At 47.4% G+C, this 25,391-nt stretch carries 21 protein-coding genes and 1 pseudogene; 3 read left to right on the forward strand and 19 right to left on the reverse strand.

Translation table 11 applies throughout. From position 1 onward, the window contains the following. Positions 1 to 138: 138 nt before the first annotated feature. The 6 genes from EL84_RS10020 to xylA all read right to left on the reverse strand — a co-directional run bounded on the left by EL84_RS10020 (position 139) and on the right by xylA (position 8,444). Complete coding sequence (locus tag EL84_RS10020) at positions 139 to 1,065, reverse strand: alpha/beta hydrolase (RefSeq protein WP_235431515.1); 927 nt, start codon at positions 1,063 to 1,065, stop codon at positions 139 to 141. A gap of 169 nt (positions 1,066 to 1,234) precedes the next feature. After that, complete coding sequence (locus EL84_RS10025; RefSeq protein WP_047841586.1) at positions 1,235 to 1,861, reverse strand: bifunctional 4-hydroxy-2-oxoglutarate aldolase/2-dehydro-3-deoxy-phosphogluconate aldolase; 627 nt, start codon at positions 1,859 to 1,861, stop codon at positions 1,235 to 1,237. A 247-nt stretch (positions 1,862 to 2,108) separates the two neighbouring features. Continuing rightward, positions 2,109 to 3,179, reverse strand: a complete 1,071-nt coding sequence (locus tag EL84_RS33090) for a glycosyltransferase (protein WP_200869389.1) — start codon at positions 3,177 to 3,179, stop codon at positions 2,109 to 2,111. Positions 3,180 to 4,261: 1,082 nt separating this feature from the next. After that, positions 4,262 to 4,978 (reverse strand): glycosyltransferase family 2 protein, encoded by a 717-nt coding sequence (locus EL84_RS10035; RefSeq protein WP_235431516.1) that lies wholly within the window; start codon positions 4,976 to 4,978, stop codon positions 4,262 to 4,264. 221 nt (positions 4,979 to 5,199) lie between these two features. Next, positions 5,200 to 6,693 (reverse strand): xylulokinase, encoded by a 1,494-nt coding sequence (gene xylB / locus EL84_RS10040; protein ID WP_047841587.1) that lies wholly within the window; start codon positions 6,691 to 6,693, stop codon positions 5,200 to 5,202. Positions 6,694 to 7,127: 434 nt separating this feature from the next. Further along, complete coding sequence (xylA, locus tag EL84_RS10045) at positions 7,128 to 8,444, reverse strand: xylose isomerase (RefSeq protein WP_036606941.1); 1,317 nt, start codon at positions 8,442 to 8,444, stop codon at positions 7,128 to 7,130. 199 nt (positions 8,445 to 8,643) lie between these two features. Between xylA and EL84_RS10050 the strand changes: the two genes are divergently transcribed. After that, complete coding sequence (locus EL84_RS10050; RefSeq protein ID WP_047841588.1) at positions 8,644 to 9,810, forward strand: ROK family transcriptional regulator; 1,167 nt, start codon at positions 8,644 to 8,646, stop codon at positions 9,808 to 9,810. Positions 9,811 to 9,957: 147 nt separating this feature from the next. Beyond that, positions 9,958 to 10,155, forward strand: a complete 198-nt coding sequence (locus EL84_RS10055) for a hypothetical protein (protein WP_017692236.1) — start codon at positions 9,958 to 9,960, stop codon at positions 10,153 to 10,155. 139 nt (positions 10,156 to 10,294) lie between these two features. Here the strand turns inward: EL84_RS10055 and EL84_RS10060 are convergent, their stop codons facing one another. Together EL84_RS10060 and trxB are read right to left on the reverse strand one after the other, a co-directional pair. After that, positions 10,295 to 10,525 (reverse strand): glutaredoxin family protein, encoded by a 231-nt coding sequence (locus tag EL84_RS10060; protein WP_036668031.1) that lies wholly within the window; start codon positions 10,523 to 10,525, stop codon positions 10,295 to 10,297. Between the two features lie 62 nt (positions 10,526 to 10,587). Continuing rightward, complete coding sequence (trxB, locus tag EL84_RS10065) at positions 10,588 to 11,529, reverse strand: thioredoxin-disulfide reductase (protein ID WP_047841589.1); 942 nt, start codon at positions 11,527 to 11,529, stop codon at positions 10,588 to 10,590. A 256-nt stretch (positions 11,530 to 11,785) separates the two neighbouring features. Here trxB and EL84_RS10070 point away from each other — a divergent pair, with 256 nt between their 5' ends. Then, positions 11,786 to 12,517 (forward strand): ZIP family metal transporter, encoded by a 732-nt coding sequence (locus EL84_RS10070; protein ID WP_036606933.1) that lies wholly within the window; start codon positions 11,786 to 11,788, stop codon positions 12,515 to 12,517. A gap of 123 nt (positions 12,518 to 12,640) precedes the next feature. Here EL84_RS10070 and EL84_RS10075 read toward each other — a convergent pair whose 3' ends face one another. The 11 genes and pseudogenes from EL84_RS10075 to EL84_RS10130 form a co-directional block, all read right to left on the reverse strand. Beyond that, positions 12,641 to 13,450, reverse strand: coding sequence for an alpha/beta fold hydrolase (locus tag EL84_RS10075; RefSeq protein WP_017692232.1), 810 nt, complete (start codon positions 13,448 to 13,450; stop codon positions 12,641 to 12,643). A gap of 132 nt (positions 13,451 to 13,582) precedes the next feature. Then, a pseudogene (locus tag EL84_RS10080) lies at positions 13,583 to 15,598 on the reverse strand (heavy metal translocating P-type ATPase). A gap of 422 nt (positions 15,599 to 16,020) precedes the next feature. Then, positions 16,021 to 17,328, reverse strand: coding sequence for a homocysteine synthase (locus EL84_RS10090; protein WP_036668035.1), 1,308 nt, complete (start codon positions 17,326 to 17,328; stop codon positions 16,021 to 16,023). Positions 17,329 to 17,566: 238 nt separating this feature from the next. After that, positions 17,567 to 18,412 carry a sugar phosphate isomerase/epimerase family protein gene (locus EL84_RS10095; protein ID WP_047841590.1) on the reverse strand — a complete coding sequence of 282 codons (846 nt, stop codon included), beginning with the start codon at positions 18,410 to 18,412 and terminating at the stop codon, positions 17,567 to 17,569. 37 nt (positions 18,413 to 18,449) lie between these two features. Further along, on the reverse strand, positions 18,450 to 19,202 hold the full coding sequence (kduD, locus tag EL84_RS10100; RefSeq protein WP_047841591.1) for a 2-dehydro-3-deoxy-D-gluconate 5-dehydrogenase KduD: 753 nt from the start codon (positions 19,200 to 19,202) through the stop codon (positions 18,450 to 18,452). A 77-nt stretch (positions 19,203 to 19,279) separates the two neighbouring features. After that, positions 19,280 to 20,038: a DeoR/GlpR family DNA-binding transcription regulator gene (locus EL84_RS10105; RefSeq protein ID WP_047841676.1), complete on the reverse strand. Its 759-nt coding sequence runs from the start codon at positions 20,036 to 20,038 to the stop codon at positions 19,280 to 19,282. Positions 20,039 to 20,259: 221 nt separating this feature from the next. Next, the gene (gene kduI, locus EL84_RS10110; protein WP_047841592.1) at positions 20,260 to 21,099 is read right to left on the reverse strand and encodes a 5-dehydro-4-deoxy-D-glucuronate isomerase; all 840 of its coding nucleotides are present in this window, start codon (positions 21,097 to 21,099) and stop codon (positions 20,260 to 20,262) included. A 159-nt stretch (positions 21,100 to 21,258) separates the two neighbouring features. Continuing rightward, complete coding sequence (locus EL84_RS10115) at positions 21,259 to 22,242, reverse strand: zinc-dependent alcohol dehydrogenase family protein (protein ID WP_047841593.1); 984 nt, start codon at positions 22,240 to 22,242, stop codon at positions 21,259 to 21,261. A 225-nt stretch (positions 22,243 to 22,467) separates the two neighbouring features. Continuing rightward, the gene (gene cyoD / locus EL84_RS10120) at positions 22,468 to 22,797 is read right to left on the reverse strand and encodes a cytochrome o ubiquinol oxidase subunit IV (protein ID WP_036606914.1); all 330 of its coding nucleotides are present in this window, start codon (positions 22,795 to 22,797) and stop codon (positions 22,468 to 22,470) included. Then, positions 22,798 to 23,418, reverse strand: coding sequence for a cytochrome o ubiquinol oxidase subunit III (gene cyoC, locus EL84_RS10125; protein ID WP_036606911.1), 621 nt, complete (start codon positions 23,416 to 23,418; stop codon positions 22,798 to 22,800). Then, entirely contained in the window at positions 23,419 to 25,389 is a 1,971-nt protein-coding gene (locus tag EL84_RS10130; RefSeq protein ID WP_036606909.1) for a cbb3-type cytochrome c oxidase subunit I, read from the reverse strand. Between the last annotated feature and the right edge of the window lie 2 nt (positions 25,390 to 25,391).

Consider the following 25,391-nt stretch of genomic DNA (forward strand, 5'->3'; position numbering starts at 1 on the left):
TTCCTTTTTAATCGTCGTTTTCGGGGCAATTTTACAAATGTGAATTTCTGCATATTGCTAATAACAGCAAAAAAAACGCCAATTTCGTTGGCGTTTTCTCTGTTAGCCTGCACTCTTATGTAGGCTGAATCTACCTTGTCAACTACTCGCTTTAGACGAATCGTTCAACTTCGCCTGACCTTGGACATGGGTTTTCAAAAAGGGAATAACGGTATCCCAGAAGGCGGGATCTTCCTCAGAACAACTGTGTCCTCCGCTGTTGACCCATAGATGTTCAACAGGCGGATCGGCTTTGGACATAAAATATTCAAGCTCACTCGGGGGAATGAAATTATCTCCCTTGGAGTGCACCATAAGCATCGGCAGTTGCATCCCCCTGCGCCGTTCATTCAGCATCATCACCGGATCACGCTGACGATAAGATTTCAGAGATTCACCCAGTCGCCAGAACCAGATTCTCGGAATTAACTGGGCCAGTGGAAACAAGGGCAGACGCCGGCGTCTCAGCTCTGCACTGACGATTACTTCAAATTGCGATGGCATCGAGTCCGTAATCACTGCTGATACAGGAATTCCCTCCGTCACTGCAAGAATCGTACCCAATCCCCCCAAAGAATGACCAAGCACTCCGATGGCATCCGCATCAATCTCTGGTCGTGCAGTCGTATACTGCAACGCCGCGAGCAGATCATCCCGGAACAAGTAGGCAGATGCAGCACGAACCGGATCACTAGCCCCATGACTACGCACATCATACATAAATAAGGCATATCCAGCTTCCCAGATCGGACGTGCGTAACGAAGAACACGGGAGCGATTGGAGCCCCAGCCATGTGCAATAATAACGAGCGGCCATGGTTTCGGAATGTCGGCTCTGGCCGGGATGAACCAGCCATGCAATCGACCTCCCCCACTGTCAAAGGTCACATCCTCAAATGGCATTGGGGGTGTGAGTGTGATTGGAATCTTCTTGGGGGTTTGGCTCTTTACCGCTGCCTTCCATAATCCACCTGCCGTTACTGCGGCCACGGCGAGCATGCCGCCTATCATTGTTTTAGCTTTCACAGGGCATCTCTCCTCTCCGAATTCCGGCATACATCCATCATAAAACAATAGAATGAACGGCACGTTAAGCGACATGGGTTTTTATGATAAAGATTAATCCAACAACTAATTTAAAGGAACCATCATATATATACCCAAATATACATATTCCTCATCTGATGCTGAAATACTAGGCTTCAGCTGCTTCCACAAATCTCCGTGCACATGCTGCAATCTGCTCATGATCTCCTGCTACAAGAGCTTCTCGTGGTAAAAGTGCACTTCCCAGACCCACTGCAGCAGCGCCTGCTGCATAGTAGTCAGCAATGTTCTCTAGTGTGGCACCACCTGTTGCCAGCAGTGGAATATGATTCAGTGGAGCTTTGATCTCCCGCAGATACGGTATGCCCAGACTCGCCATCGGAAACAACTTCACAACTCGTGCTCCCGCTTCATGGGCAGCGACAATCTCCGTAGGTGTCATGGCTCCAGGCCAGATCTCGACACCATGTTCTACAGCATATTCAATGACAGACAGATCGACATTGGGAGACACCAGAAATTGTGCTCCTGCAGCGACTGCTTCCTTCGCCATCTGCACATTCAGTACCGTACCCGCTCCAACATAAGCCTTTCCTTCATGCCGCTCACGCCAGTCTGCAATAATATCATGTGCTCCAGGTGTGTTCAGTGTGACTTCCATTAGTCGGATGCCGCCACCTGTCATACCTTGTCCAGCTGTTACTGCCGCTTCGCGGCTTATACCGCGCACAATCGCGACCAGCCTCGACTCCAATAGTACTTCCGTCAGATTCATATCCAGTTCCCCTTGATTCATCAATTCGGCAGCCGAAGACAGGCAATCATGGTCACCGCTTTTCCGTTATTCATTATTGTAAAGCATATCCTCCCCTGGATGAAATACATTAATCCATTTCAATGTGAATGCATCTGTCACCAACTCTAGGATGTACTTTTATCACAATGCAAAAAACCTCTCCATGGAACATGGGCTGATTCACCCATTCAATTCCACGAAAGAGGCCGCATTTCGACTGAGAATACTAAGCATTTTCCAATACGTTATCCTTCTCCAAATCTTTAAAGTATCGATCGTTATATAACATGCTTGGATGTGTTGGATGATAGGCGAGTGCGATATCATTATGTTCCCGGGCCTTGGCACGGTTACCCATCCGGTCATAACACACACATAGTTGCAGATGCGGCATCCAGGTCCAAGCTGCTTCATTCAGCACTACCATAGGGTCATCAGGACGTACAGCACGAGTCGCCTGTTCGTACCAGAACAGGGCCTTGCGATAATCTTCACGGTCGGCAAAATAACCACCCAATCGACAGCAAATCTCGGCTCTTGGCAAATCATAGGCAAATGATCGGAACAACGCCGTGACTTCCTGTTCCGGATGTTCAAGTGCAGCTTCACAATCCGCAATTTTCTGGCAAGCAGCGATCTGATCTTCCACCCAGCCCAGTCCGGTATCCAGAAACTTCTCATAGTACTTTACCGCATCCTCATGTTGTCCGTGGTCCTTCAGTTCATTACCGAAATAATACAAGTCACGCGGCCCGAATTCCTCTCCGGCCTGTTCCCTTTTGCGATAGATCCGCAGATTCCGATCGGTATACTCCTTATCTTTCTTGTGGGTAACCGCTATATCACTATGCAGCAGATTGCCCGCTACAGCCAGATATTCATGCACCGCGCCAATCCAGCGAAATTGCCGATCCCGACGCACCAGACGATTCCGGCGCAGGCTGTAGGCTACCTTGCCATCTGCTGTGAATGACAGATTGTAATCCATCGTGACACTATCAACATCCGGGTCCAGCGAACGTTTCAAGGCGATCAATTTCGCCCGATCTTCCGGTTCGAACACATCGTCGGCATCCAGCCACAGAATATATTCACTCTTCGCCTGATCGAAGGCATAGTTGCGTGCTGCTGCAAAGTCATCCACCCATTCAAAATCAACGATACGATCCGTATATCTGGAAGCAATCTGACGGGTACGATCCGTTGATCCGGTATCCACGATTACAATCTCATCGGCAATACCGTTGACCGAGTCCAGACATCTGGCGAGGGAAGCTTCTTCATTTTTCACAATCATACACAGGGTAATACTGATCGTCTCCTCACCTCTTCTCGCCCTGCGATTAAAGGCGGAAACCCCCGGCAGTTCGGACAATCGATAGATGTGGTACGCAGGGAAATGAGTATCAACGAACAAACGAAAACCCAGTGCCTGAGCACGGATGCAGAAATGACGATCTTCGCCCCAGAAGGATACATTGGGAATCTGGTCATATGAGACTCCTGCTGCCAGAACATTTTTGCGAATAAGGGTACATGCCCCCAGCCCTCCAACTTCATAACAACCCGGGATCCGTAGCTGATTTAGAAAAGCAGTCGTTTGCGTGCCCTCGTCCTCCGCCTCGGTTCCGTCTACTGTTTTGCCACCGCGGCGATACAAGGCATACTCATCTTGCAGCCATACCTGCGGCATTTCCCTGGCATCTGGCTGCCAGCGGGTCCAAAAGATATTAGAAACAATGTCTTTGCCACTCGATACGAGTTGCTCCAGCGTCCGCGGATGCAGCACCAAGTCAGAATCAATCAGGAACACCGCATCGTAGTGATTGTCGCGTGCATATTGCAATATGCGATTTTTCAAACCGGCTACACGCCAAATCTGATCATCCTGCCAATAGTGTCCTCCCTCATCCTTGGTGTACACCCCTTTGTTGTCAGGACTACCGCTACCATGTTCATCTGCTTGAATAACCGTCCCCTCATGCTGAAGCACAAATTCATGCAATATATTCGATGCGGCTTCTTCCACGTTATCGTCAACAAACAGATAATCCGTCTTTACTGTTGTTCGTTCCAGTGCATGCAGAGAATCCAGAAATTCACGGAGAACCGGAGTTGTCTGGCGAATCGGGCTGGCGATCAGTATTCTTTCTTGCCCAAACGCTTCATGCTCTTCCGATTGGCGGGTTTCCAGCGAATTATCAGAACGTCTGGACGGTCGATGATTACTCTGGCTCTCTTTCAGGCTCTCATGTTGCTCCTCTTTTTGATGTTCTTTCTCATTCTCTTTGTCTTGTGAATTCAGCTCTATTTGAGGTTGGGATTCTTCTTGCGATTTGCGTAACGGTTCTTTCTTCAACGTGCTCACTCCCCCTCTCCTTATTCGAACCATGCCAACAGTCGTGGCTCTTGATCCAATATCGATTCGTACTGTTCCTTCCAACCGTATCTTGCTTCAGGGTCCAGTGCTTGATAACGTTCATATTTGCGGATACGGTCTTCTTCCCGCGCCCAACCATAGTGCTTCACCCGGGGAGCATGACATCCATAGGACCAATGCTGGATCGTTAACGGAAAACGACCACAATGCTGGGGTGTCTCCTTCCACTCATAGTTCATCCCCGGGTGATAACGAATCAGAAATGGCCGATAGTAGGCATGCGCCTGCCAGAACTCATCTTCCCGGTAATGCGTCTCACTCCACATATCAAACAATCTGAAATAGATCGCATCTTCATTGCCACTGAGCAGCAGATCCCGTAACAACCCAAAGTCACTGGTTAAAATCTCATCCGCATCCAGATTCAAAATCCACTCCGGATCGGTCGCCACCGTCTCTTCCCATTGTTGTTTTCTCAGGCTTACCTCGTCTGCAAAACGTGAAGCTGTGTTCTCCACTAATACGAGTGGAATACCGTCCAGAAGTTCCCTGCACAGCGCGACCGTTGCATCCGTGCTTCCGTCATCAATGATTACTGCGCGATCAATCCAGGGACGATGTCTCTCCAGTGCCTGCCTGAGATACCGATTCTCTTCATTACGAACAATCATCGACAAGGTAATATGTGGTCTTCCATGTTCCTCATGTCCATCCAAAGCTTCACCCCCATGCTCAAGCTTCTACCTATTAAAATGTCCGACACACGATGCCTGGACGAATCACAATCCTCTATTTCCAATCTATGCAGAGCTGGAATGCGGATATGCAGGCCAAGTAAACCTTTCATGGGGTTAATCTTGATGAACGACAAAAAAAGCACCCGCCTTCGCGGATGCTTTTAAGGTAATCACAATATTAATGTAGTGAAATAAATGAATTAACGGTATTCAGCCAAACGATCATTGAGACTACGCGTCTGTCCATAGACTTCTTGATACAGTGCGAACAGTCCATCATAGACGGCAACCGTTTCCGGGTTCGGCTCATAGGACTTCGCTGGACGAATAAACGCTGTTGCACATTCCTGCAAGGACGGGAACCAGCCACAACCATAGGCAGCCAGCATCGCTGCACCCATCGCTGGACCCTGTTCGCTCTCCAGCTTCACAATCGTGGCGTTAAAGACATCAGCCTGCATTTGCAACCAAGCTTCGTTCTTGGCGCCGCCACCAATGGAGATGACTTCATTGACTGTTTTGCCTGCACCACGCAGAATATCAATGGACTCGCGTAGCGAGAAGGTAATGCCCTCCATCACCGCACGTCCAAAGTGCTCCAGCTTGTGTCCTGCATCCATACCGATGAAGCTGCCACGGATATTCGCATCCGGATGAGGTGTACGCTCCCCAACGATATATGGTGTGAACAACAATCCGTTGCTGCCCGCCGGAATCTGATCGATGCCCTGCAAGAGCACATCAAATGATTTATCAGCTGCAAACGTATCCTTGAACCAGGACAGGCTATATCCTGCGGCAAGCGTTACACCCATAATATAGAAAGCATCTTTCTCCCCGTGATTAAAAAAGTGTACTTTGCCTTCGAAGTCGAGATCTTTACGCTCTTCGTAGGAAAGCACAACCCCGGACGTTCCGATGCTGCACATCGTCTGTCCTTCACTAAGAATACCTGCGCCAATGGCACCACACGCATTATCCGCACCACCTGCGTATACTTTTGTTGTAGCCGCTAGACCCGTTTGATCCGCAATCTCAGGCAGCAACGTGCCCACTTCCTCAAACGATTCCACAAGACGTGGACAAAGAGAGATTGGCAGCTCGAATGCTTCTGCAATCTCGTTGCTCCACTGCTTGCCTGCAACGTCCAGTAGCAAGGTACCCGCTGCATCAGAATAATCCATAGCGTAATCCCCGGTCAGGCGATAACGCACATAGTCTTTAGGCAACAGGAACAAGGATGCTTGCTGTAACAATTCAGGCTCGTTCTCCTGAACCCACAGAATTTTTGGCAAGGTAAAGCCTTCCAGTGCACGGTTCCGGGCAATACTTAACAGCTTGCCATCCAGCACTTTTTCGATGCGACGGCACTGAGCCGTTGTGCGTGTATCGTTCCACAGGATTGCGTTACGCAGCGGTTTACCTTCTGCATCCACCAAGACCAGTCCATGCATCTGGCCCGAGAAGCTCAATCCTTCGATTTCCGAAGGCTGCACGCCAGACACTTCCAGCAATTTACGCAAGGAAACAATCGTCTGCTCTACCCAATCTTCGGGATTTTGTTCACTGTATCCGGCTTTGGGCTGGTACAACGGGTATGCCTCGGATGCTTCAAATGCCACTTTCCCTTCACGATTGACCAACACGGTTTTAACCGCGCTGGTTCCCAGATCGACACCAATTACGTAACTCATAGGTTAGCTCCTCTCGTTTATCACAGGTTATATCCACGAAAGATCCAAGTACGCATGAAAGTCACTCCGTGATCAGAAAACCCTTGGATCGCCGTTACCCCCAGATTTCCTTTATACCCCTTAGCAAGGGAGAAATCCGGGGATAAATGCGAGCGCTTTGCTTCCTCGGGTCCTTTCTGCTCACTTCGTTCTGCATGCACCATCTTAAAGATACATTTATATCAAAAATCTAAAAAATAGCGTTGTTTTTTTAATCAAAAAACCGCCCCCGTCTTCCCAAGGGAAAGTCGGGGACGGTCCGAATGTCATGCTTGTTCAGGCGTTCCATGGTACAAACTAATCTTGTGAATAGGCTAGTTGGACACTAATGTCCAACACATATGAGTTGAGTAACCATCCGTGGTCGACGTACACCAACCCTGCCTAATCCGCTATTAGTCAGCCAGAATGTACTGGTTAAGTTGTGCTCTCAGCAATTCCTGACGTCCGGATTGGTTCTTGCGTGGGCTTTCGTTGTTCAACGCATACTCAGCAAGGGAAGCCAATGTTGCTTTACCTGCAACCACATCTGCACCAATACCTTCGCTGAAGCTGCTGTAACGTTTTTCGATGAAGTCATCGAATACGCGATCTTCAATCAACTTCGCTGCTACTTTCAGACCTTTTGCATACGTGTCCATACCTGCGATGTGTGCCAGGAACAGATCGTCTGCTTCGAAGGAACCACGACGTACTTTCGCGTCAAAGTTCACACCACCACGGCCGATACCGCCGTTTTTCAATACTTCATACATTGTCAATGTAGCATCGTACATATCAACCGGGAACTCATCCGTATCCCAACCGATCAACATGTCGCCTTGGTTCGCATCGAGGGAACCGAGCATACCGTTTGTACGAGCAACGCGGATTTCGTGATCGAATGTATGACCAGCCAGTGTAGCATGATTCGCTTCCAGGTTAAGTTTGAAGTGTTTGTCCAAACCGTATTTTTGCAAGAAAGCAATGGAAGTTGCTGCATCATAATCATATTGGTGTTTCGTTGGCTCTTTTGGTTTAGGCTCGATCAGGAATTGTGCGTCAAAGCCAATTTCCTTCGCGTAGTCTACAGCCATGTGGAACATGCGAGCAATGTTGTCTTGCTCCAGTTGCATGTCTGTGTTCAGCAATGTGTCGTAACCTTCACGACCGCCCCAGAATACATAGTTTTCAGCGCCCAGACGTTTACCCACTTCCAGACCTTTTTTGATCTGTGCTGCAGCGTGAGCATACACGTCTGCGTTGCAAGTGGATGCTGCACCAAACATGAAGCGTGGGTTCGAGAACATGTTCGCCGTGTTCCAGAGCAGTTTTTTGCCGCTGGATTTCATATGATCTTCAATCAGATCAACAATGGTATCAATGTTGCTGTAGAACTCGCGCAGGTTGTTGCCTTCTGGTGCAATGTCCACATCGTGGAAACAGAAGAACGGGAGATTCATTTTTTCCAAAAATTCAAATGCCGCTTCCACGCGTACTTTCGCGAGGTCCAGACCTGAGTATTTATCCCACGAACGAACAGCTGTCTCCGCACCAAACGGGTCACTGCCGCCTGCAGTTAATGTATGCCAGTAAGCCATGCCAAAACGGAAATGTTCTTCCATCGATTTGCCGGCTACCACTTCTTCCGGATTATAATGTTTAAAAGCAAAAGGATTCTTGGAATCTTTACCTTCGAATGCAATTTTATTAACGGATTCAAAATAGGCCATGTGTAAAATGCCTCCTCAATAGTTTTAAGAAATCGTTTACACCGTTATCCTATCACATCGAATTTACTTTGTCTATTGGTTAAACAAAGTAAAAATAAAAATGTTTTTTACACGGTTGTTTACGCTATAATAGTCGAATAACTTGTTTCGGATGTGGGTCAGAACCCTTTTATCAGAAGAATAGGAGTGCCTTAACCATATGAAAATTACCGGAGACCAGATGCTGGTCAAAAAAATAAACAAGTCGATCGTTCTGGATACGATCCGGCGCCATGCCCCTCTTTCTCGCGCACGAGTGTCCGAGGTTACGGGGCTGAACAAAGCAACGGTATCCAACCTGGTTGCTGATCTGATCAGTGATGACCTGGTGCAGGAGATTGGCCCTGGTGAATCCAGCGGCGGACGTAAACCACTCATGCTGCTGTTCCGAGGGACATCAGGCTATGCAGTCGGTCTGGAACTCAGTGTGACCCACTTGAAAGGTGTGCTTACAGATCTGGAAGGACACATCATTACAGAGTACGCAGTGACCTTGGAACATCATGACGTGTCCTCTGTACTGGAGCAATTGAAATTGGCAGCAAAACAGCTCATTGAAGCAGCTCCTGCTTCCCCTCATGGAGTCATTGGTATTGGCATCGGGGTGCCCGGCATGGTGGATGAGGCAGGAACGGTCCTGTTTGCACCCAACTTGGGATGGGAGAAGGTAGCTCTGCGCTCGATGCTTGAAGAAGAATTTCAACTGCCTGTAACGATCGATAATGAAGCCAATGCTGGTGCTCATGGAGAGTTGAATTTTGGGGCAGGTATCGGTGTACGTCACATGATCTACATCAGTGCAGGCATGGGGATTGGTTCAGGCATCATGGTAGATGGTGAATTATACAAAGGCGCGTGGGGCTACGCAGGAGAAACAGGCCATATGTCCATTGAAGCGGAAGGTCTGCCCTGCTCCTGTGGTAATCGTGGTTGCTGGGAGTTGTACGCATCGGAAAAAGCCTACGAGCACCCGGATCACCAGCTAAAATTACCTGCTCATACCACACGCGAACTTATTCATTATGCGGAGCAAGGCCACCAGGCTGTTCAAGAATTATACAACACGATTGGGCGAAAACTGGGGATTGGCATTACCAATATCGTTAACAGTTTCAACCCGGAACGTATTATCATTGGCGGTCCGCTCTCTGAAGCAGGTCCATGGATTGAAACAGCGTTACAACAAGTTGTCGAGGAACGTACATTACCTTATCACCGCCGCAGTTTGCAGATTGAATGGGCAGCTCTGGGCAGCCGTTCCACCCGTGTTGGTGCCGCTTACTCTGCGATATCCCAGTTTTTAGGTAAAATTAGGGTGTCTGTCTAATAACAGATGAAAATTGACATCATTTCGCCCCATTTCCTCCCTTTTTGTTAAAGAAATCCAGATGTATAATGGGGTTATGTGATTTTTGTCATGGCTGTGTGAATCAAGCTGTGTTAATTCCGATAACGAAACGGAGTGAAAAAAAGCGTGACCTACGTGGATACTTCAGATATCTCGGCGCAAATGTTTGTCACCGTCCTCCTGTTCCTGATTGTGCTTGCGCCCCTGTTCAGCCTTGGCATACTCCGATTGTTCCAGAGCAAAAAGAAGGCTGGTTTCATGTACATGCTGTCAGGATTGCTGGTGTATGTTGTATTTCAGACTTTCATGAGTATTTTTTTCTAGATCATATTCTGCGTTTGCACAAAAAACCGTACCCTTCCGGGTACGGTTCTTTCTATATCCTAACGGCTCGCGAAAACCGGAATTACATATGAATCGAAAATTTCTTTCAACACATGATGATTCAGATAATCAGCCTGATTTAAGCGTCCAATGCTTTGGCAAATTGGGTTTTGTTCATACCCAGAATGCGGTGTTCACCAATGACAGTCAATGGCACGGCACGTACACCCATGTCCCATACTTGTTGTGCAAATTCATCGCTAGTTTCGATGTTGCGCTCTTCATAAGAGATACCTTTGTCAGCCAGGAACGTTTTTACGGATTTGCAGTTCGGGCAGTTCGTTGATGTATATACAATTACGTTTTCCATGTTTAATTCACCTCATATGGTTTTATATTAATCTATAGTTTGGTTGGAATCAGCTCATTCTATTACAGAACAACTGCGCTGTGCTCCAAGCTCTCAATGTATTTCTCTGTGTCCATGGCAGCCATACATCCGCTGCCTGCAGCTGTAATCGCTTGTTTGTAACGTGTATCCTGAACGTCACCACATGCAAATACGCCTGGGATGTTTGTCTCGGATGTACCTGGTGTAGTCAGGATATATCCATGTTCGTCCGTAGTGATCTGTCCGCCAAGGAAACCAGTGTTTGGTGTGTGACCGATAGCTACGAATACGCCACTTGCCGGAATCACTTCTTCTTCACCTGTTTCGTTGTTTAACACTTTCAGTCCGGTTACGCCGTTGTCGCCAGCAAGTACTTCGAGTGGTGTACGGTTCAAAGCCATTTCTACTTTTTCGTTGCTCCGTGCACGATCCTGCATGATTTTGGAGCCACGCAGTTCTTCACGACGGTGTACCAACGTTACTTTGGAACCGAAACGGGACAGGAAGCTTGCTTCCTCAAGAGCAGAGTCGCCACCGCCGATAACGATGATTTCTTTGTTACGGAAGAAGAATCCATCACATGTTGCACATGTGCTGACACCGCGGCCTACATTCGTTTCTTCGCCAGGGATACCCAGGTATTTAGCAGTTGCACCTGTGGACAGGATCAATGTTTCCGATACGAGTTCACCCATACCTTCAACTTGAATCTTGAATGGACGCTCGCTCATGTCGATGTTGTTCACCCAGCCTGTGCGGAATTCAGCACCGAAGCGCTCAGCTTGTTTACGCATGTTATCCATCAGTTCAGGACCCATAATACCATCAGGGAAACCTGGGAAGTTCTCCACTTCAGTCGTTGTTGTCAGTTGGCCACCAGGTTGTGGTCCTTCAATAACGAGTGGGTTCAAGTTGGCACGTGCCAGATAGATTGCTGCTGTCAGCCCTGCAGGGCCTGTTCCAATAATAATTGATTTATACATGTATAGTTCCTCCCCCGGGTTCTGCAAAAAGGTTAGACCCTCCGGCATCAAAAGCTTAGGCTTTTGCATACACTAGAACGAAAAGCCCACATCATGTCCACAAGACCTGCCTGTGAAATGACAATGGCCCTATGCAGAAACGGAATTCTAATTTATAATCATTCTAATCTGTTGTTCATTATGATCTCTTTTATGTACGGTGTCAATGCTCGGCAGCGATTATGAAGAAGTCTTCATCAGGAGGGAAAATGGAAGCATGAACGATGCACTCATTGGCAGTTTTATATCAGCCATGTCTACCGGCCTAGGGGCCGTACCGATTCTATTTATGCGCAAAATATCACACCGTCTGCGTGATATCTTGCTGGCATACGCCGCAGGTATTATGACCTCGGCCTCGGTCTATAATCTCATTCCCGAAGCGCTTGGCCAATCAAATCTCTTTGTACTTGCATTTGGTATTATGCTTGGTAGCCTGGTTCTACTGGTGCTGGAGATGAAGATTCCACACGTCGATCTGGAGAATCCCGAGAAAATGCCTTTTAAAATTGAAACCAAAGCTTTCATGATTATTGCAGCCATCACCATGCATAATCTGCCAGAAGGGTTATCCGTTGGCGTTAGCTATGCAAGCTCGGATGAGAACCTGGGCAATCTCATTGCCTTTTCCATCGGATTGCAGAATGCACCGGAAGGATTCCTGGTGGCCCTCTTTCTTGTGAACCAGAACATTGGCCGCTTCAAAGCGCTGGGTATTGCCACCCTGACCGGAGCGGTAGAGATTATTACAGCTATGATTGGTTACACCTTGAGCAGTCTCGTAGCTGGTCTTGTGCCTTATGGTCTGGCCTTTGCAGCCGGTGCGATGATGTTCATTGTTTATAAGGAACTTATTCCCGAGAGTCACGGCGATGGCAATGCACGTGTGGCGACGATGTCCTTTTTGCTCGGACTCATCACGATGATTGGTCTGACCGAACTGTTTTAATTGAAGACTAAAGAACCCGAGCGAACAGTCCAAGACTGTCGACCGGGTTCTTTGTTTAGCCACAAATGAAGATTCCATGAAATTACTGGGATCGTCTGTCAGAGGTATTATGCCCTCTCCTGATCAGGATTGGATGAAACGAATCAGTTCCGAATTGAATTTTTCCAATTCATCATAGAATGCACCATGACCACTCTCTTCAAAAGCAATCAGTTGAGACGAAGCGATGCCCTTGTGCATCTGCTCGGCGAACTCAAACGGACAGATCTCATCCTTTTTCCCGTGCAAAATGGCTGTTGGCACCTGAATCGAACTCAGGTCACCTCGCAAGTCCTCATCCCGCAACGCAATTGCACTGCGAATGGTACCATAAGATGAAGCCTCCATGCCAAGCGCGTGGAACCAATCCATGAATGGCTGGCTGTGTTTCTTCGCGAAGAACATGCCGCCAAACGTCTCCAGCAACTTCGGACGATCTGCAAAGATTGGCTCAATGATCTGCTCGTTCAGCTGCTCTGGAGTCAATCCATACGGATAACCTTCACGCTGTGTGAACACAGGTGCTGCCGCAGATAACAAGGCCAGCTTGGAGACGCCATGTCCCTTATGGCGAGCCATGTAATGTACTGCAATCGCTCCACCCATAGAGAACCCTGCGAGTACCGCGTCTTTCAGCTCCAGATCATCAATAACGGCACGAACATCATCTGCCATGCGATCATAATCATATCCTGTGGAAGGCTTATCCGATAAGCCATATCCTCTAAAATCTATCGCGATTGCACGAATGCCATGGTTCGGCAGTACGTTCAATTGGTATTCAAACATTTTATAATTAACAGGCCAGCCGTGCAAAAAGACAACCGGGGTTCCTTCGCCAATATCTTCAACATATACTTTTACATTTGGTTCCACTTGTACATAACGTCCCATATTTCACAGCTCCCTTATTATCGAATCTTCTCTTCGAATCATTACCCTCTGACCCAAGGTTCAAACGTGAGCCGTTCAATCAGCCGCATACTACCAGCGAAACCAATTAGCCATTTTCCTCTCCAAATCTGATTACCGTAGCAGCCTGAGCCCATTCAGAATAACCAGAATTGTACTGCCTTCATGACCTACCACACCCAGAGGCAATGCGACGTCTTGGAGGAAGTTACCCGCAATTAAGGCCAGAATAACGGTGATGGCAAAACACATATTCTGTTTCACCGTACGCTGAGCTCGCCGGGCCTGCCCAATCACCCAAGCAATCTCTTCAATGTTATCGTTCATGAGTACCGCATCAGCCACCTCCAGTGCAGTTCCGCTGCCGGACAATCCCATCCCCATACCCACAGTAGCTGCTGCAAGTGCCGGTGCATCATTTACACCATCCCCTACCATCAGCACAGGACCATACTGTTTGCGGAGTGCTTGGACCTGCTTCACCTTATCTCCAGGCAGCAAGTCTGCATAGACCATGCTTACTCCAGTTTCACGCGCAATTACAGAAGCTGATCTGGCTCAATCACCTGTTAACATCGCAACTTTTACACCCATCGCTTCAAGCTTTTTCACTGCAGCTGCTGCCTGTGGCCGTACCGTGTCCCGCATCGCGATCAGCCCGACCAATTCACCATCAGCCATAACAGCGGATACGGTTTTCCCCTCCCCCTCAAGACGGGAGCATACATCACCCCACTCAGAAGAACCCTTCACATGGTTAGCACCATGTTCATCTGGATCATCAACGTTGCTGTCTTTCATCTCCTCTGACTGCATTGATCCCAGTACATTTGTTTTGCCAATGCTCCAGATCACATCGTTCACCGTTCCTTCGATACCCCAGCCTGTTAGAGCATGTACGTGCTCCGCATCCTGAAGTGTAATGTTCTCCTTGTTCGCCTGATCTACGATGGCACGAGCTAAAGGATGCATCGAGAGGTTCTCAATTGCCGCTACCGCAGCTAACAGCTGGGTACGATCTACATGTTCAGCCGTAATAATATCGGTGACTTGCGGGGTGCCCATGGTCAATGTACCTGTTTTGTCAAAAGCCACGACCCGCGTGCGAGCCATATTCTCCATATGGGCACCACCCTTAAAGAGAATGCCACGGCGGGCGCTGCTGGACATCGCGGACAGCATAACAGGCATGATGGAAGACACCAATGCACAAGGCGAAGCAACCACCAGAAATACCATCGCTTTGTAAAATGCCTCATTCCATGTCCAGCCAAGCAGCAGCGGAGTTCCTGCAATGACAAGTAAGGTCACCCCCACAACAATACGTGCGTAAATTCCTTCAAACCGCTCCATGAAACGCTGAGAATCCGGTACTTCCGCCTGCGCTTCTTCCACCATTTTAATGATCTTGCCAAACAGTGACCCTTCAGCCGATTTTGTGACCTCTACGTATAATGCGCCCTCCCCATTTACCGTACCTGCATAGACTTCATCCCCCGCAACTTTGTCCACAGGCAGGGATTCTCCGGTGATGGACGACTGATTGATAAAAGAACTCCCCCGGTACACGACACCATCTGCTGGGATGAGTTCTCCCGGTTTGACCAACAGCAGATCACCCGGCTCCAGATCATCAATAGCCACGAGGTTCATCTGTCCATCCTCAATACGCAGTGCAGTCTCTGGCTTGAGCGCCAGTAAAGATGAGATATCCTTATGACTGCGCTCTGTCGCATAACTTTCCAACGCACCACTGAGTGCAAAAATAAAGATCAGCATCGCACCTTCATTCCAGTAACCAATGGCTGCTGCCCCGAGGGATGCTGCAATCATCAGCAGGTTTACATCCAGATCACGTTCCTTGACCAGTGTCTCGATGCCTTCCTTCGCTTTGGTCCAACCGCCTACGGCATACGCCACAATGTAGAGCATGATGGACAAAGTCCCGAAATACGGTGCAGTTCCCCAGGCAATCAGCATCAACAGCCCGCTGCCCAATGCAGATTGCATCTCTTTATTCTGCAACATGGCTCGAAAATCTGGCTTACGTCCCCGGTTTGGGCCTGGTGTTTGGGATAAGCGCTGTCCCGCTTGTTTCTGTCTGTGTAGTGGTTGATGTATCGCTTGCATATGAATCACGTTCCTTTCGAATGGTAGGTTTGCGGATGACGAGTCTGCTAAATTCCGCTCCCAAAAATGAAGTTGTATTGAGAATGAGAGCCATTGTTAATGCCCTAAAAATGACACATGCTGCTGCGGGAATCCCGCAGCAGCATGGTTTTGTGAATGATTTTGAAATAATCTCGAATGAGAATGATAATCATTTTTGCACTTATGCAATTGTGTTTACTCAATACAACTTTTAATCAGTATATGCCTGTGATCCACATTTGTAAATGGGCTTTTTTCGATGGATAGTCATACATGCGTGTTCAAAAAGATAAAAGCCGCTGTCCCGGAGGACAACGGCTTTAACCATCATTTTAATATTCAATATGACCTGTTTATGGCATACCACTTAAGTGATTGTTCACACATTCACCAAATGCTATTTATGCGCCTACACTTGCTCCCTGACTTGCTTTGATGGCTTGCTCCAGATCATAGATAATGTCTTGAATGTTCTCCGTACCCACAGACAGACGAATCAATTCCGGATTAACCCCTGCTGCGGTCTGTTCATCTTCAGTCAACTGTGCGTGAGTTGTACTTGCCGGGTGAATAATCAGTGACTTGGAATCGCCAACGTTCGCAAGGTGAGAGAACAGTTTGACACTCTCAATCAACTTGCGACCGGCGTCCGCACCACCTTTAATTCCAAAGGTCAGAATCGCGCCTTGCCCTCTTGGCAGATACTTCTGTGCAAGCTCATAAGAACCATGGCTCGGCAGACCTGCATAACTTACCCAAGACACATCCTCATGTTTCTCAAGGAATTCCGCAACCGCAAGGGCATTGCTACTATGACGCTCTACGCGCAGATGTAATGTCTCCAGTCCTTGCAGCAGCAACCATGAGTTGAATGGAGATATCGTTGCACCCAAGTCACGCAGAAGTTGTACACGAGCTTTGATAATATAAGCAATCGGTCCAACCGCTTCCGTATATACAACACCATTATAACTGGAGTCCGGCTCCGTCAACCCAGGGAACTTGCCACTTGCTTTCCAGTCAAATTTTCCGCTATCCACGATAACGCCACCAATGGATGTACCATGACCCCCAATAAATTTCGTTGCAGAGTGAACGACAATATCTGCGCCATGTTCGATTGGACGAAGCAGGTACGGACTTGGGAATGTATTATCCACGATCAAAGGAATTCCATGTTCATGAGCGATGGCTGCCACCGCTTCAATATCCAGTACATTCCCCTTTGGATTACCGATCGTTTCGGCATACAATGCTTTCGTTTTCTCCGTAATCGCTGCCCGGAAATTCTCAGGATCACTGGAATCCACAAATTTCACGTCTATACCCAATTTTGGCAAAGTCGTCGAGAACAGATTGTATGTACCTCCATACAAACTCGCCGAAGACACGATCTCATCGCCTGCACCAGCAATATTCAGAAGTGAAAACGTAATGGCTGCCTGACCAGAAGCTGTAGCCAGCGCTCCAGCTCCGCCTTCCAACGCCGCAATCCGTTGCTCAAACACGTCGGTTGTTGGATTCATCAGGCGGGTATAGATGTTGCCAAACTCTTTCAAACCAAACAAGTTAGCTGCATGCTCGGTGTCCTTGAATCCATAGGATGTTGTCTGATACAAGGGAACAGCTCGTGCGTTGGTGGTTGGATCAATCTCCTGGCCTGCATGAATTGCCAATGTTTCAAATGAAAGCTCACGTTCGTTTGACATAAATCTGAATCCTCCCTCGATATATACGTTCTTTAAGTTCCTGATGTCTTCGCATGGTGGCGTATGTTTTCCATATTCTCTCACAAGATGTCGCATTTGAAAAGACTTATTTCCGATTGTTCCGATAAGAAAAATTAAATATGTACATTATCGATTTCTGTACCAAAAAAACCTTTGCACTCGCAAAGGTTTTTCAGCTACTTTGGCTTCGGTATGCAATACCTCATCCTGGGTTTGGTTAGACCCGAACTGCACTCCATACTTCACGCAAATGTTTGGCCGCAGGTACAGCTTCCTCCGCAGTTACGCCTTCAAGTGAAATATCGATATGTGGCTTATACGTTTTTAACAATTCAAAAAATAACGGGTAATCCAGTATTCCTGCCCCAGGTACCGGATTAAACTTCTCTCCCTGTGCATCAAAGGCTACATCTTTGGCATGGATCACAATCATGCGCTGATACAGCGATTCCATCACCTCGCGCAAGAAAGCCCCTTGATCTGCTGCATGTGGTTGCTTGATCAGATTACACGGATCGAACAGCATCCCCAGATTCGATGAAGGAATCTCTTCAAACAAACGTGTCATATGTTCATGGGTATGAAGAGTATGTGTGGACACAGGCTCAATCGCCGCATGCACGCCCCATTTCTCCGCTTCCTCAGCCAACTCCTCAACCGTTTCTTTCAGCACACTCCACGCCTTCTCTTCATATCCATCCGGATGCGTACCCCGATAGGTGTCCAAGCCCCCGGTCTCCGTTGCTACCATGCTGCAACCAAAATCCCGGGCATAACGCAGATGCTCCTTGAATCGATCAATGTCCGCACGTCTTGTTACCGGATCAGGGTCAATCGGATTAATATAACAGCCCAGTACCGCAATCTTCACCCCGCGCTGTGCAAATTGATCTCCAATCTCATTCGCCAGCCCAGGGCTGAGCTTGCCATTCGATGAGTCCACATCGGATAATGCTTTGGCCAGCGCCAGCTGTACGGAATTAAATCCGTTATCCGCAATCGTCTGCGCAAGCTGTGCTGTAGGCTGTTTGCCAAATGTATGTGCCAGAATACCAAGTTTCATCTCACTGCCTCCTTATGCTAATCCGATTATCAAGTGATTAACGTGCCATCCAGCCGCCATCGACATTCAGCACATGACCATTCAGATAATCCGAAGCGGCAGATGCCAGAAAGACAACCGGGCCTTTCAGATCTTCAGGTGTTCCCCAACGCCCCGCAGGAATACGGGCTGTAATATCCCGGTAACGATTCTCGTCCGCACGGATCTGGGTAGTATTATCGGTTTCCATATAACCAGGTGCAATACCGTTAATCTGGATTCCTTTACCTGCCCATTCATTGGCGAGTGCTTTGGTTAAACCGGCAACGCCATGTTTACTGGCTGTATATCCTGGCACATTGATCCCACCTTGATAGGACAACATGGATGCAATATTAATGATTTTGCCACTTCCGCGTTCAATCATATGTCTGCCTGCCAATTGGCTTAGGAAAAATACAGTGTTCAGGTTCAGACCAATTACATCATGCCAGTCCTGCCCTGCATGATCAGCCGCAGGTGTGCGACGAATGATTCCGGCATTGTTGACGAGAATGTCAATTCTGCCCTGGAACGCAAGCGCCTGTTCGAACACAGCCGACAACTCATCTTCACGACTTAAATCCGCTTCAATCACATAAGCTTTGCGTCCGAGTGCTTCAATGGCACTTGCCGTTGCCGTAGGCTTGGAATAAGAGACCAGCACCACATCAGCACCTGCTTCTGCCAAACCAATGGCCATCCCTTGTCCAAGTCCTCCCGAGGTACCTGTCACCAGTGCAACTTGTCCGCTTAAATCAAATGGGTTCATGAATGATTCCTCCGCATGGTTTTGATATGCAATCCTTAGATCCGTCCGTTCTTTAATCCCATGAATAATGAATGAGGTTAACTTTGATAATCCACTGTGACACCACTCTGCTCGTATAAGGCAGCCGTCTCTTCATCCAAACGACTATCGCTGATAATGTAGTCCAGTTCCGAACACTGGGCGAAAGTTCGCAGTGCAAATTGTCCGAATTTATAATGATCCACAACGCCGTATACTTGCTGCGAGGCAGATATCATTGCTTTTTTCAAAGGAACCAGATCTCCCGTGTATATGGATAATCCAAATTCCGGATGAAGGGCTGTGGTGGATATAAAGGCTTTATGAATGTTAAGACTGGATATAAACGCAGCCGTATCATCCCCAACCAGCATATTCCGTACACGAGCCCCGCCAGGCACAACCAGTCGCACTTGCTCCTTTTTGGTCAACTCCGCAATAATGAACAGGTCATTGGTCACCACCGTCAGCGGTTGATTATCGAGACGTTTGGCCATCTCTAGCGTGGTGCTGCCACCATCGAGAGCAACGATATCTCCAGGTCGAATGTAAGCAAGGGCACGTTCAGCAATCTCCGTCTTCTCCGAATGATGCTTCTCGGTAACTCCGCGGCTATTCAAGATGCCATACTGGTCATTCTGAGCCAGCATAGCACCACCATGGACACGTACGAGCAGTCCCATACTCTCCAACTTGTCGAGATCCTCTCGCACAGTCTTACCCGTCACCTGCAACAACTCACTCAGAACACTGACGGTTACTTCCTGGCGTTCCAGCAGAGCCTCCATAATTTTTTCATGTCTTTTCAATGGATTCATCATAATCAACTTCCTATACCACCTGAGTTAAATGGTAGTTTCGCACTTACACTTCGGGTACAGAAAACCTTCCGATCACTCTTATCCCCATATTTCCTTTGATCCCTTATTTAAAGGGAGAAATCTGGTGATAAAGGCGCACGCTTCGCTTCTTCTGGTCCTTTCTGTACCCTTCGTTCTAGTGTCTACCCTGTCAATTTAACTCAGACATCTGTAATTTATTATTTCAGGTCTTTCATCGCTACGCCGTCCATATCTTCGAACGTCTGGTTCTCACCAGCCATCGCCCAACAGAAGGTGTAATTGCTTGTACCCACACCACTGTGAATGGACCAGCTTGGGGAAATGATCGCCTGACGGTCGCGTACAACCAGATGGCGTGTTTCGTTTGGCTCACCCATCATATGGAATACAACACCGTCTGCAGGCAAGTTCCAGTACAAGTATACTTCGGAACGGCGGTTATGGGTATGTGCAGGCATCGTGTTCCACATGTTACCCTTGTTGAGTTCGGTAATGCCCATCACCAACTGACAACTCTGAATTCCACCTTCTCCTTGGTGAATGTAACGATAGATCGTACGCTCATTGGAAGTTTCGATGCTGCCCAGATGATTCGGCTGAGCTTGTTCTTGCGTTGCTTTTACTGTTGGATAGGTGTGATGAGCCGGTGTGGATACAAAATAGAATTGGGCAGGTTGAGCCTTGTCACTGCTCGTGAACACAACTTCCTTCACACCTCTACCGATGTAGAGACATTCCTTCGCTCCAATCTCATAACCTTGTCCGTCCGCTGTCACTGTTCCGTGACCACCGACATTAATGATACCGATTTCACGACGCTCCAGGAAAAAGTTCGTTCCGATATCTTTCAGGTTTACTTCAAGGGTAATGTCCTTGCTCTCAGGTACAGCCGTTCCCACAATATAACGATCCACATGAGAATACACCGTTACCAATTCATCAGTTGCAAACAGTTGCTCCATCAAAAATTCCTCACGCAGGCGAGATGTATCATACGTTCTCACTTCATTGGGATGTGCAGCATAACGATTTTCCATTATTAATCCATTCCTTTCGTCATTTAAATTAGTTGGGATTGAGTTTGATAATGTTCATATAAGTTCATTTTAGTTCATTATGTATCTTTTGTGTACCTTTATTTTCGAAAAAGTAATTTATATGATAATGAGATTGGACTTTTTTCCAAGTTTTATGTACTACTGTATTAAGAGAACCTTCCCCTCGATACCCGATTCAGCCGCTGCAATAGCCTTTTGTACATTCGTTAGTTCATACGTCGCCCCAATGTTTGTCATGACAAGCCTCCCTGCTCTGACCAGCTCCATCACCTCATGAAATACCTGTTCCCAGCGTTCTTGCGTACAGCGTTCCACCCAATGTTTTAACCAGAAAAGTTTCACATGAACTTGTGTTCCCCGGGTTACTTCATGCCATAACGGTGTGATCCCCGAAAGCAGTCCTACACTGATGACCGTCCCATTTGGTTTAAGGCGACTCACCAACTGTTCCCCGTCTGTCCCTCCAATACAATCCACGGCTGCATCAGCACCGTATCCCTCTGTTAATTCCGCAATTCTAGCCTGTAGCAACTCTTTCGTCGTATTGATAACAGAAACTGCTCCAAGACGATACAATTCAGCAGTATGACGATCATCTCTCGTAAGCGCAATCAATTTAAATCCATAGATTTTTGAGATCTGTGCAAAGATTCGCCCGATTGCAGATCCCCCTGCATTCACAATCAGGGTATCACCGTACGTAAGCTTAAGCACCTCTGTACAGATCAACCAAGCCGTAACCGGATTAATATAGAGCTGACTGGCTGATTGATCATCGATATCATTTGGCACAATAATCGTATGTTCCTCCAAGGTCTTCACCACGTCCTGCCAAGTGTTCTCACCTTTTAGCGGCAAGACACGGCGCCCCAACATTTGATTGGAAACTCCCGTTCCTACTGCTTCTACCACCCCTACACCCTCAAAACCGGGAACAGCTGGTAATCGGGTACGATGCGGATAAGCTCCTCGAACAGGAATAATATCGGAGGGATTAATAGGCCGAGCATACATCCTCACTGCTAATTCACCGGGGCCAGGGGGTATCACATCTTTTTCTTCCATACATAACACTTCACTTGGTTCGCCAAAACGATAATAACGGATTACCCTTGCTTTCATTGGTGCATCTCCTAAAATAATTTTGCTAAAATTGCTCTAACTAAAATATTGAATATATTTCCAGAGTGTATAACAATAGTATCACTGGTAAATTATTTCATCAACGACTTATTATGATATAATACAACTTTTTTTTCATTAAAATATGCGATAACTTCTGCTTAGAAAAAAAAAGAGCCCCACAACCTTGAATTCCAAGGTCGTGAAGCTCTTTCATCATATCAATTAATGTGCAACAGCATTGTTAAGCATAATCCAGATCGAACCAATTACGATGGTCATCATAATCAGCAAACCGAAGATAAGAGCCATCACATTCCAGCGTGGTTTCTCTGTTTCACGAATATGCATGAAGAAGAAGAGTTGAACCACAAACTGGAGTGCTGCCGTGCCAAGAACAACAATGAGTGTTCCTGTTCTTTCCATCATATCATTGAGAACCACCACAAGTGGAATGATTGTCAGAACGACGGACAGAATGAAGCCGATGACATAAGACTTCAGTGAACCATGTTGCTCATGACCGTGGGAATCATGTGAGTTGTGCTCTGACATCTACATCACCCCCATGAGATAGACGATCGACAGGAGGAAAATCCATACGACGTCCAAGAAGTGCCAGTACAAGCTGATGACGTTAATTTTACCGCGAGTAACATCGGTAATACCACGTTTTTTCAGTTGTAACATAAGTCCAATCATCCAGATCAGACCGAGCGATACGTGAAGTCCGTGAGTTCCCACAAGGGTGAAGAATGCGCCAGAAGCAGCACTCGTTGTAAAGCTGAACCCTTCGTGAATCAACTCAATAAACTCATATACTTCCAGTGCGATAAAGCTTGCACCCAGAACGGCTGTTACTGCCAGCCAACTGATTAATTGTTTTACTTTGCCTTGATTCATCGCCAGTACGGCTAGTCCGCTCGTGAATGAACTTGTGAGCAAGATAAATGTTTCGGCAATAACACCAGGCATTTTGATCAATTCAGACAAAATCGGTCCGCCCGCCGTATTGTCACGCAACACAATGAAGGTTGCGAACAATACGGAGAACAGGATAACGTCGGAAATCAGGAAGAACCAGAAACCGAGAATTTTCATTTCCTGTGGATCATGATGTCCATGGTCGTGACCATGTGCATGATTCTCACCGTGCTTAGCGGCTGCTTGAGCCATCTATACCGACCCCCTTAACGACGCTTCGGTACGTTTAATTTCGTCAACCGGAATGTAATAATCCGTATCATATGAGAATGAACGGGCGATCATACAGATCCCTACGCCAGCGAGTCCGAGAATTGCCATCCACAACCATCCGAAGACAAAGCCGAAACCGGCGATGAACCAGAAGACAGACATGATGAACGGAATTCCAGAGTTCTTCGGCATATGAATCGGCTCAAGCGGTTGCTCTGGCGGATAGATGCCTTTGGCACGACGTTCTTTCTCTTCCCACCACTCATCAATATCATCTCCGCGCGGTGTAACGGCGAAGTTGTATTCAGGAGCTGGTGAAGGAATTGACCACTCCAGCGTACGGCCATCCCATGGATCGGCGGAAGCTTTGAGTGATTTGTATTTGCGAATACCGTCTGCGATTTGTGCAACTTGGAACAGGAATCCGACACCCATCAGGAATGCCCCGATTGTGGATACGAAGTTCAGTTCCCACCAGCCAGTATCCCAGCCGTATGTGCTCAGACGACGTGTCATACCCATTAGACCGACAGCGTACTGCGGCATGAAGCAGACATAGAAACCAATATTCCAAGTCCAGAATGCCCATTTGCCCAGTTTCTCTTCGAGTTGGAAACCGAACATTTTAGGCCACCAGTAGTACAGACCTGCGAAGTATCCGAAGACAACGCCACCGATCAATACTTGGTGGAAGTGGGCAATCAGGAAGTAACTGTTGTGGAACTGGAAGTCAGCAGGAGCAACGGATAACAGAACGCCTGTCATACCCCCGACAATAAAGCACGGGATAAAGGCAAGTGTCCACATCATCGGAGTCGCCATGCGAATCCTTCCTCGATACATGGTAAACAGCCAGTTGAATATCTTAACCCCTGTTGGAATAGCAATCAACATCGTAGTTACGGCGAAGAATGCATTCACGTCTGCTCCGGAACCCATCGTGAAGAAGTGATGCGCCCATGTGAAGAAGGACAGGAAGCTGATGATCAACATCGCGAATACCATCGATTTGTAGCCAAACAGTTTTTTCCGAGAGAAGGTACTTACAATCTCGGAGAAAACACCGAATGCCGGCAAGACGACAATGTATACCTCAGGGTGACCCCACATCCAGATCAAGTTGATATACATCATTGGGTTACCGCCCAGATCAAGTGTGAAGAAATGCGCCCCGGCAAACCTGTCGAGGAATAACAATGCAAGTGTCACGGTCAAGATCGGGAAAGCAAACAAGATAATGATACAAGTGGAGAATACCGACCATGTGAACATCGGCATTTTCATCCATCTCATGCCTGGCGCACGCATTTTAATGATGGTAACCAGGAAGTTGATACCGGTAGCCAAGGAACCGATACCCGATATCTGTATACCCCATATATAGAAGTTCTGTCCTACCCCCGGACTGTGTGACAGCTCCGATAGAGGCGGATAACTCAGCCATCCTGCATCCGGTGAACCACCGATAACGAATGACAGGTTAAACAGCATTGCTCCCAGGAAGAATAACCAGAAGCTCAGTGCATTCAGGAACGGGAACGCAACGTCCCTTGCTCCGATCTGTAATGGCACGATAACGTTAAATAGACCAAACATAAATGGCATCGCCATGAACAAGATCATGATCGTACCGTGAGTTGTAAAGACCTGATTATAATGCTCAGGATTCAGAAATTCATTGTTAGGCATAGCTAGCTGAAGGCGCATCATTAGCGCATCCACACCACCACGGAACAACATGATAATGGAAGCAATGATATACATGATACCGATCTTTTTGTGATCGACAGTCGTTAACCAGTTACGCCAGAGCCAGCCCCATTTTTTGAAATAAGTTAGCACCGCTACAATAGTAATCATGGTAATTCCGATAGCTACCATCGCACCATAAATGAGCGGATCACCGGTTACGAAAAACTCCGATGCAAACTCTTTAAGTCCCTCTAACATTG

The sequence above is a fragment of the Paenibacillus sp. VT-400 genome (assembly GCF_001029205.1).
GTDB lineage: Bacteria > Bacillota > Bacilli > Paenibacillales > Paenibacillaceae > Paenibacillus > Paenibacillus amylolyticus.

Bases quoted from the DNA above. Each gene is read 5' to 3' on its own strand.
- EL84_RS10025 (WP_047841586.1), bottom strand. From the start codon at position 1,861: ATGAATCTGACGGAAGTACTATTGGAGTCGAGGCTGGTCGCGATTGTG.
- EL84_RS33090 (WP_200869389.1), bottom strand. From the start codon at position 3,179: ATGATTGTGAAAAATGAAGAAGCTTCCCTCGCCAGATGTCTGGACTCG.
- xylB (WP_047841587.1), bottom strand. From the start codon at position 6,693: ATGAGTTACGTAATTGGTGTCGATCTGGGAACCAGCGCGGTTAAAACC.
- xylA (WP_036606941.1), bottom strand. From the start codon at position 8,444: ATGGCCTATTTTGAATCCGTTAATAAAATTGCATTCGAAGGTAAAGAT.
- EL84_RS10050 (WP_047841588.1), top strand. From the start codon at position 8,644: ATGAAAATTACCGGAGACCAGATGCTGGTCAAAAAAATAAACAAGTCG.
- EL84_RS10060 (WP_036668031.1), bottom strand. From the start codon at position 10,525: ATGGAAAACGTAATTGTATATACATCAACGAACTGCCCGAACTGCAAA.
- trxB (WP_047841589.1), bottom strand. From the start codon at position 11,529: ATGTATAAATCAATTATTATTGGAACAGGCCCTGCAGGGCTGACAGCA.
- EL84_RS10070 (WP_036606933.1), top strand. From the start codon at position 11,786: ATGAACGATGCACTCATTGGCAGTTTTATATCAGCCATGTCTACCGGC.
- EL84_RS10075 (WP_017692232.1), bottom strand. From the start codon at position 13,450: ATGGGACGTTATGTACAAGTGGAACCAAATGTAAAAGTATATGTTGAA.
- EL84_RS10090 (WP_036668035.1), bottom strand. From the start codon at position 17,328: ATGTCAAACGAACGTGAGCTTTCATTTGAAACATTGGCAATTCATGCA.
- EL84_RS10095 (WP_047841590.1), bottom strand. From the start codon at position 18,412: ATGAAACTTGGTATTCTGGCACATACATTTGGCAAACAGCCTACAGCA.
- kduD (WP_047841591.1), bottom strand. From the start codon at position 19,202: ATGAACCCATTTGATTTAAGCGGACAAGTTGCACTGGTGACAGGTACC.
- EL84_RS10105 (WP_047841676.1), bottom strand. From the start codon at position 20,038: ATGAATCCATTGAAAAGACATGAAAAAATTATGGAGGCTCTGCTGGAA.
- kduI (WP_047841592.1), bottom strand. From the start codon at position 21,099: ATGGAAAATCGTTATGCTGCACATCCCAATGAAGTGAGAACGTATGAT.
- EL84_RS10115 (WP_047841593.1), bottom strand. From the start codon at position 22,242: ATGAAAGCAAGGGTAATCCGTTATTATCGTTTTGGCGAACCAAGTGAA.
- cyoD (WP_036606914.1), bottom strand. From the start codon at position 22,797: ATGTCAGAGCACAACTCACATGATTCCCACGGTCATGAGCAACATGGT.
- cyoC (WP_036606911.1), bottom strand. From the start codon at position 23,418: ATGGCTCAAGCAGCCGCTAAGCACGGTGAGAATCATGCACATGGTCAC.
- EL84_RS10130 (WP_036606909.1), bottom strand. From the start codon at position 25,389: ATGTTAGAGGGACTTAAAGAGTTTGCATCGGAGTTTTTCGTAACCGGT.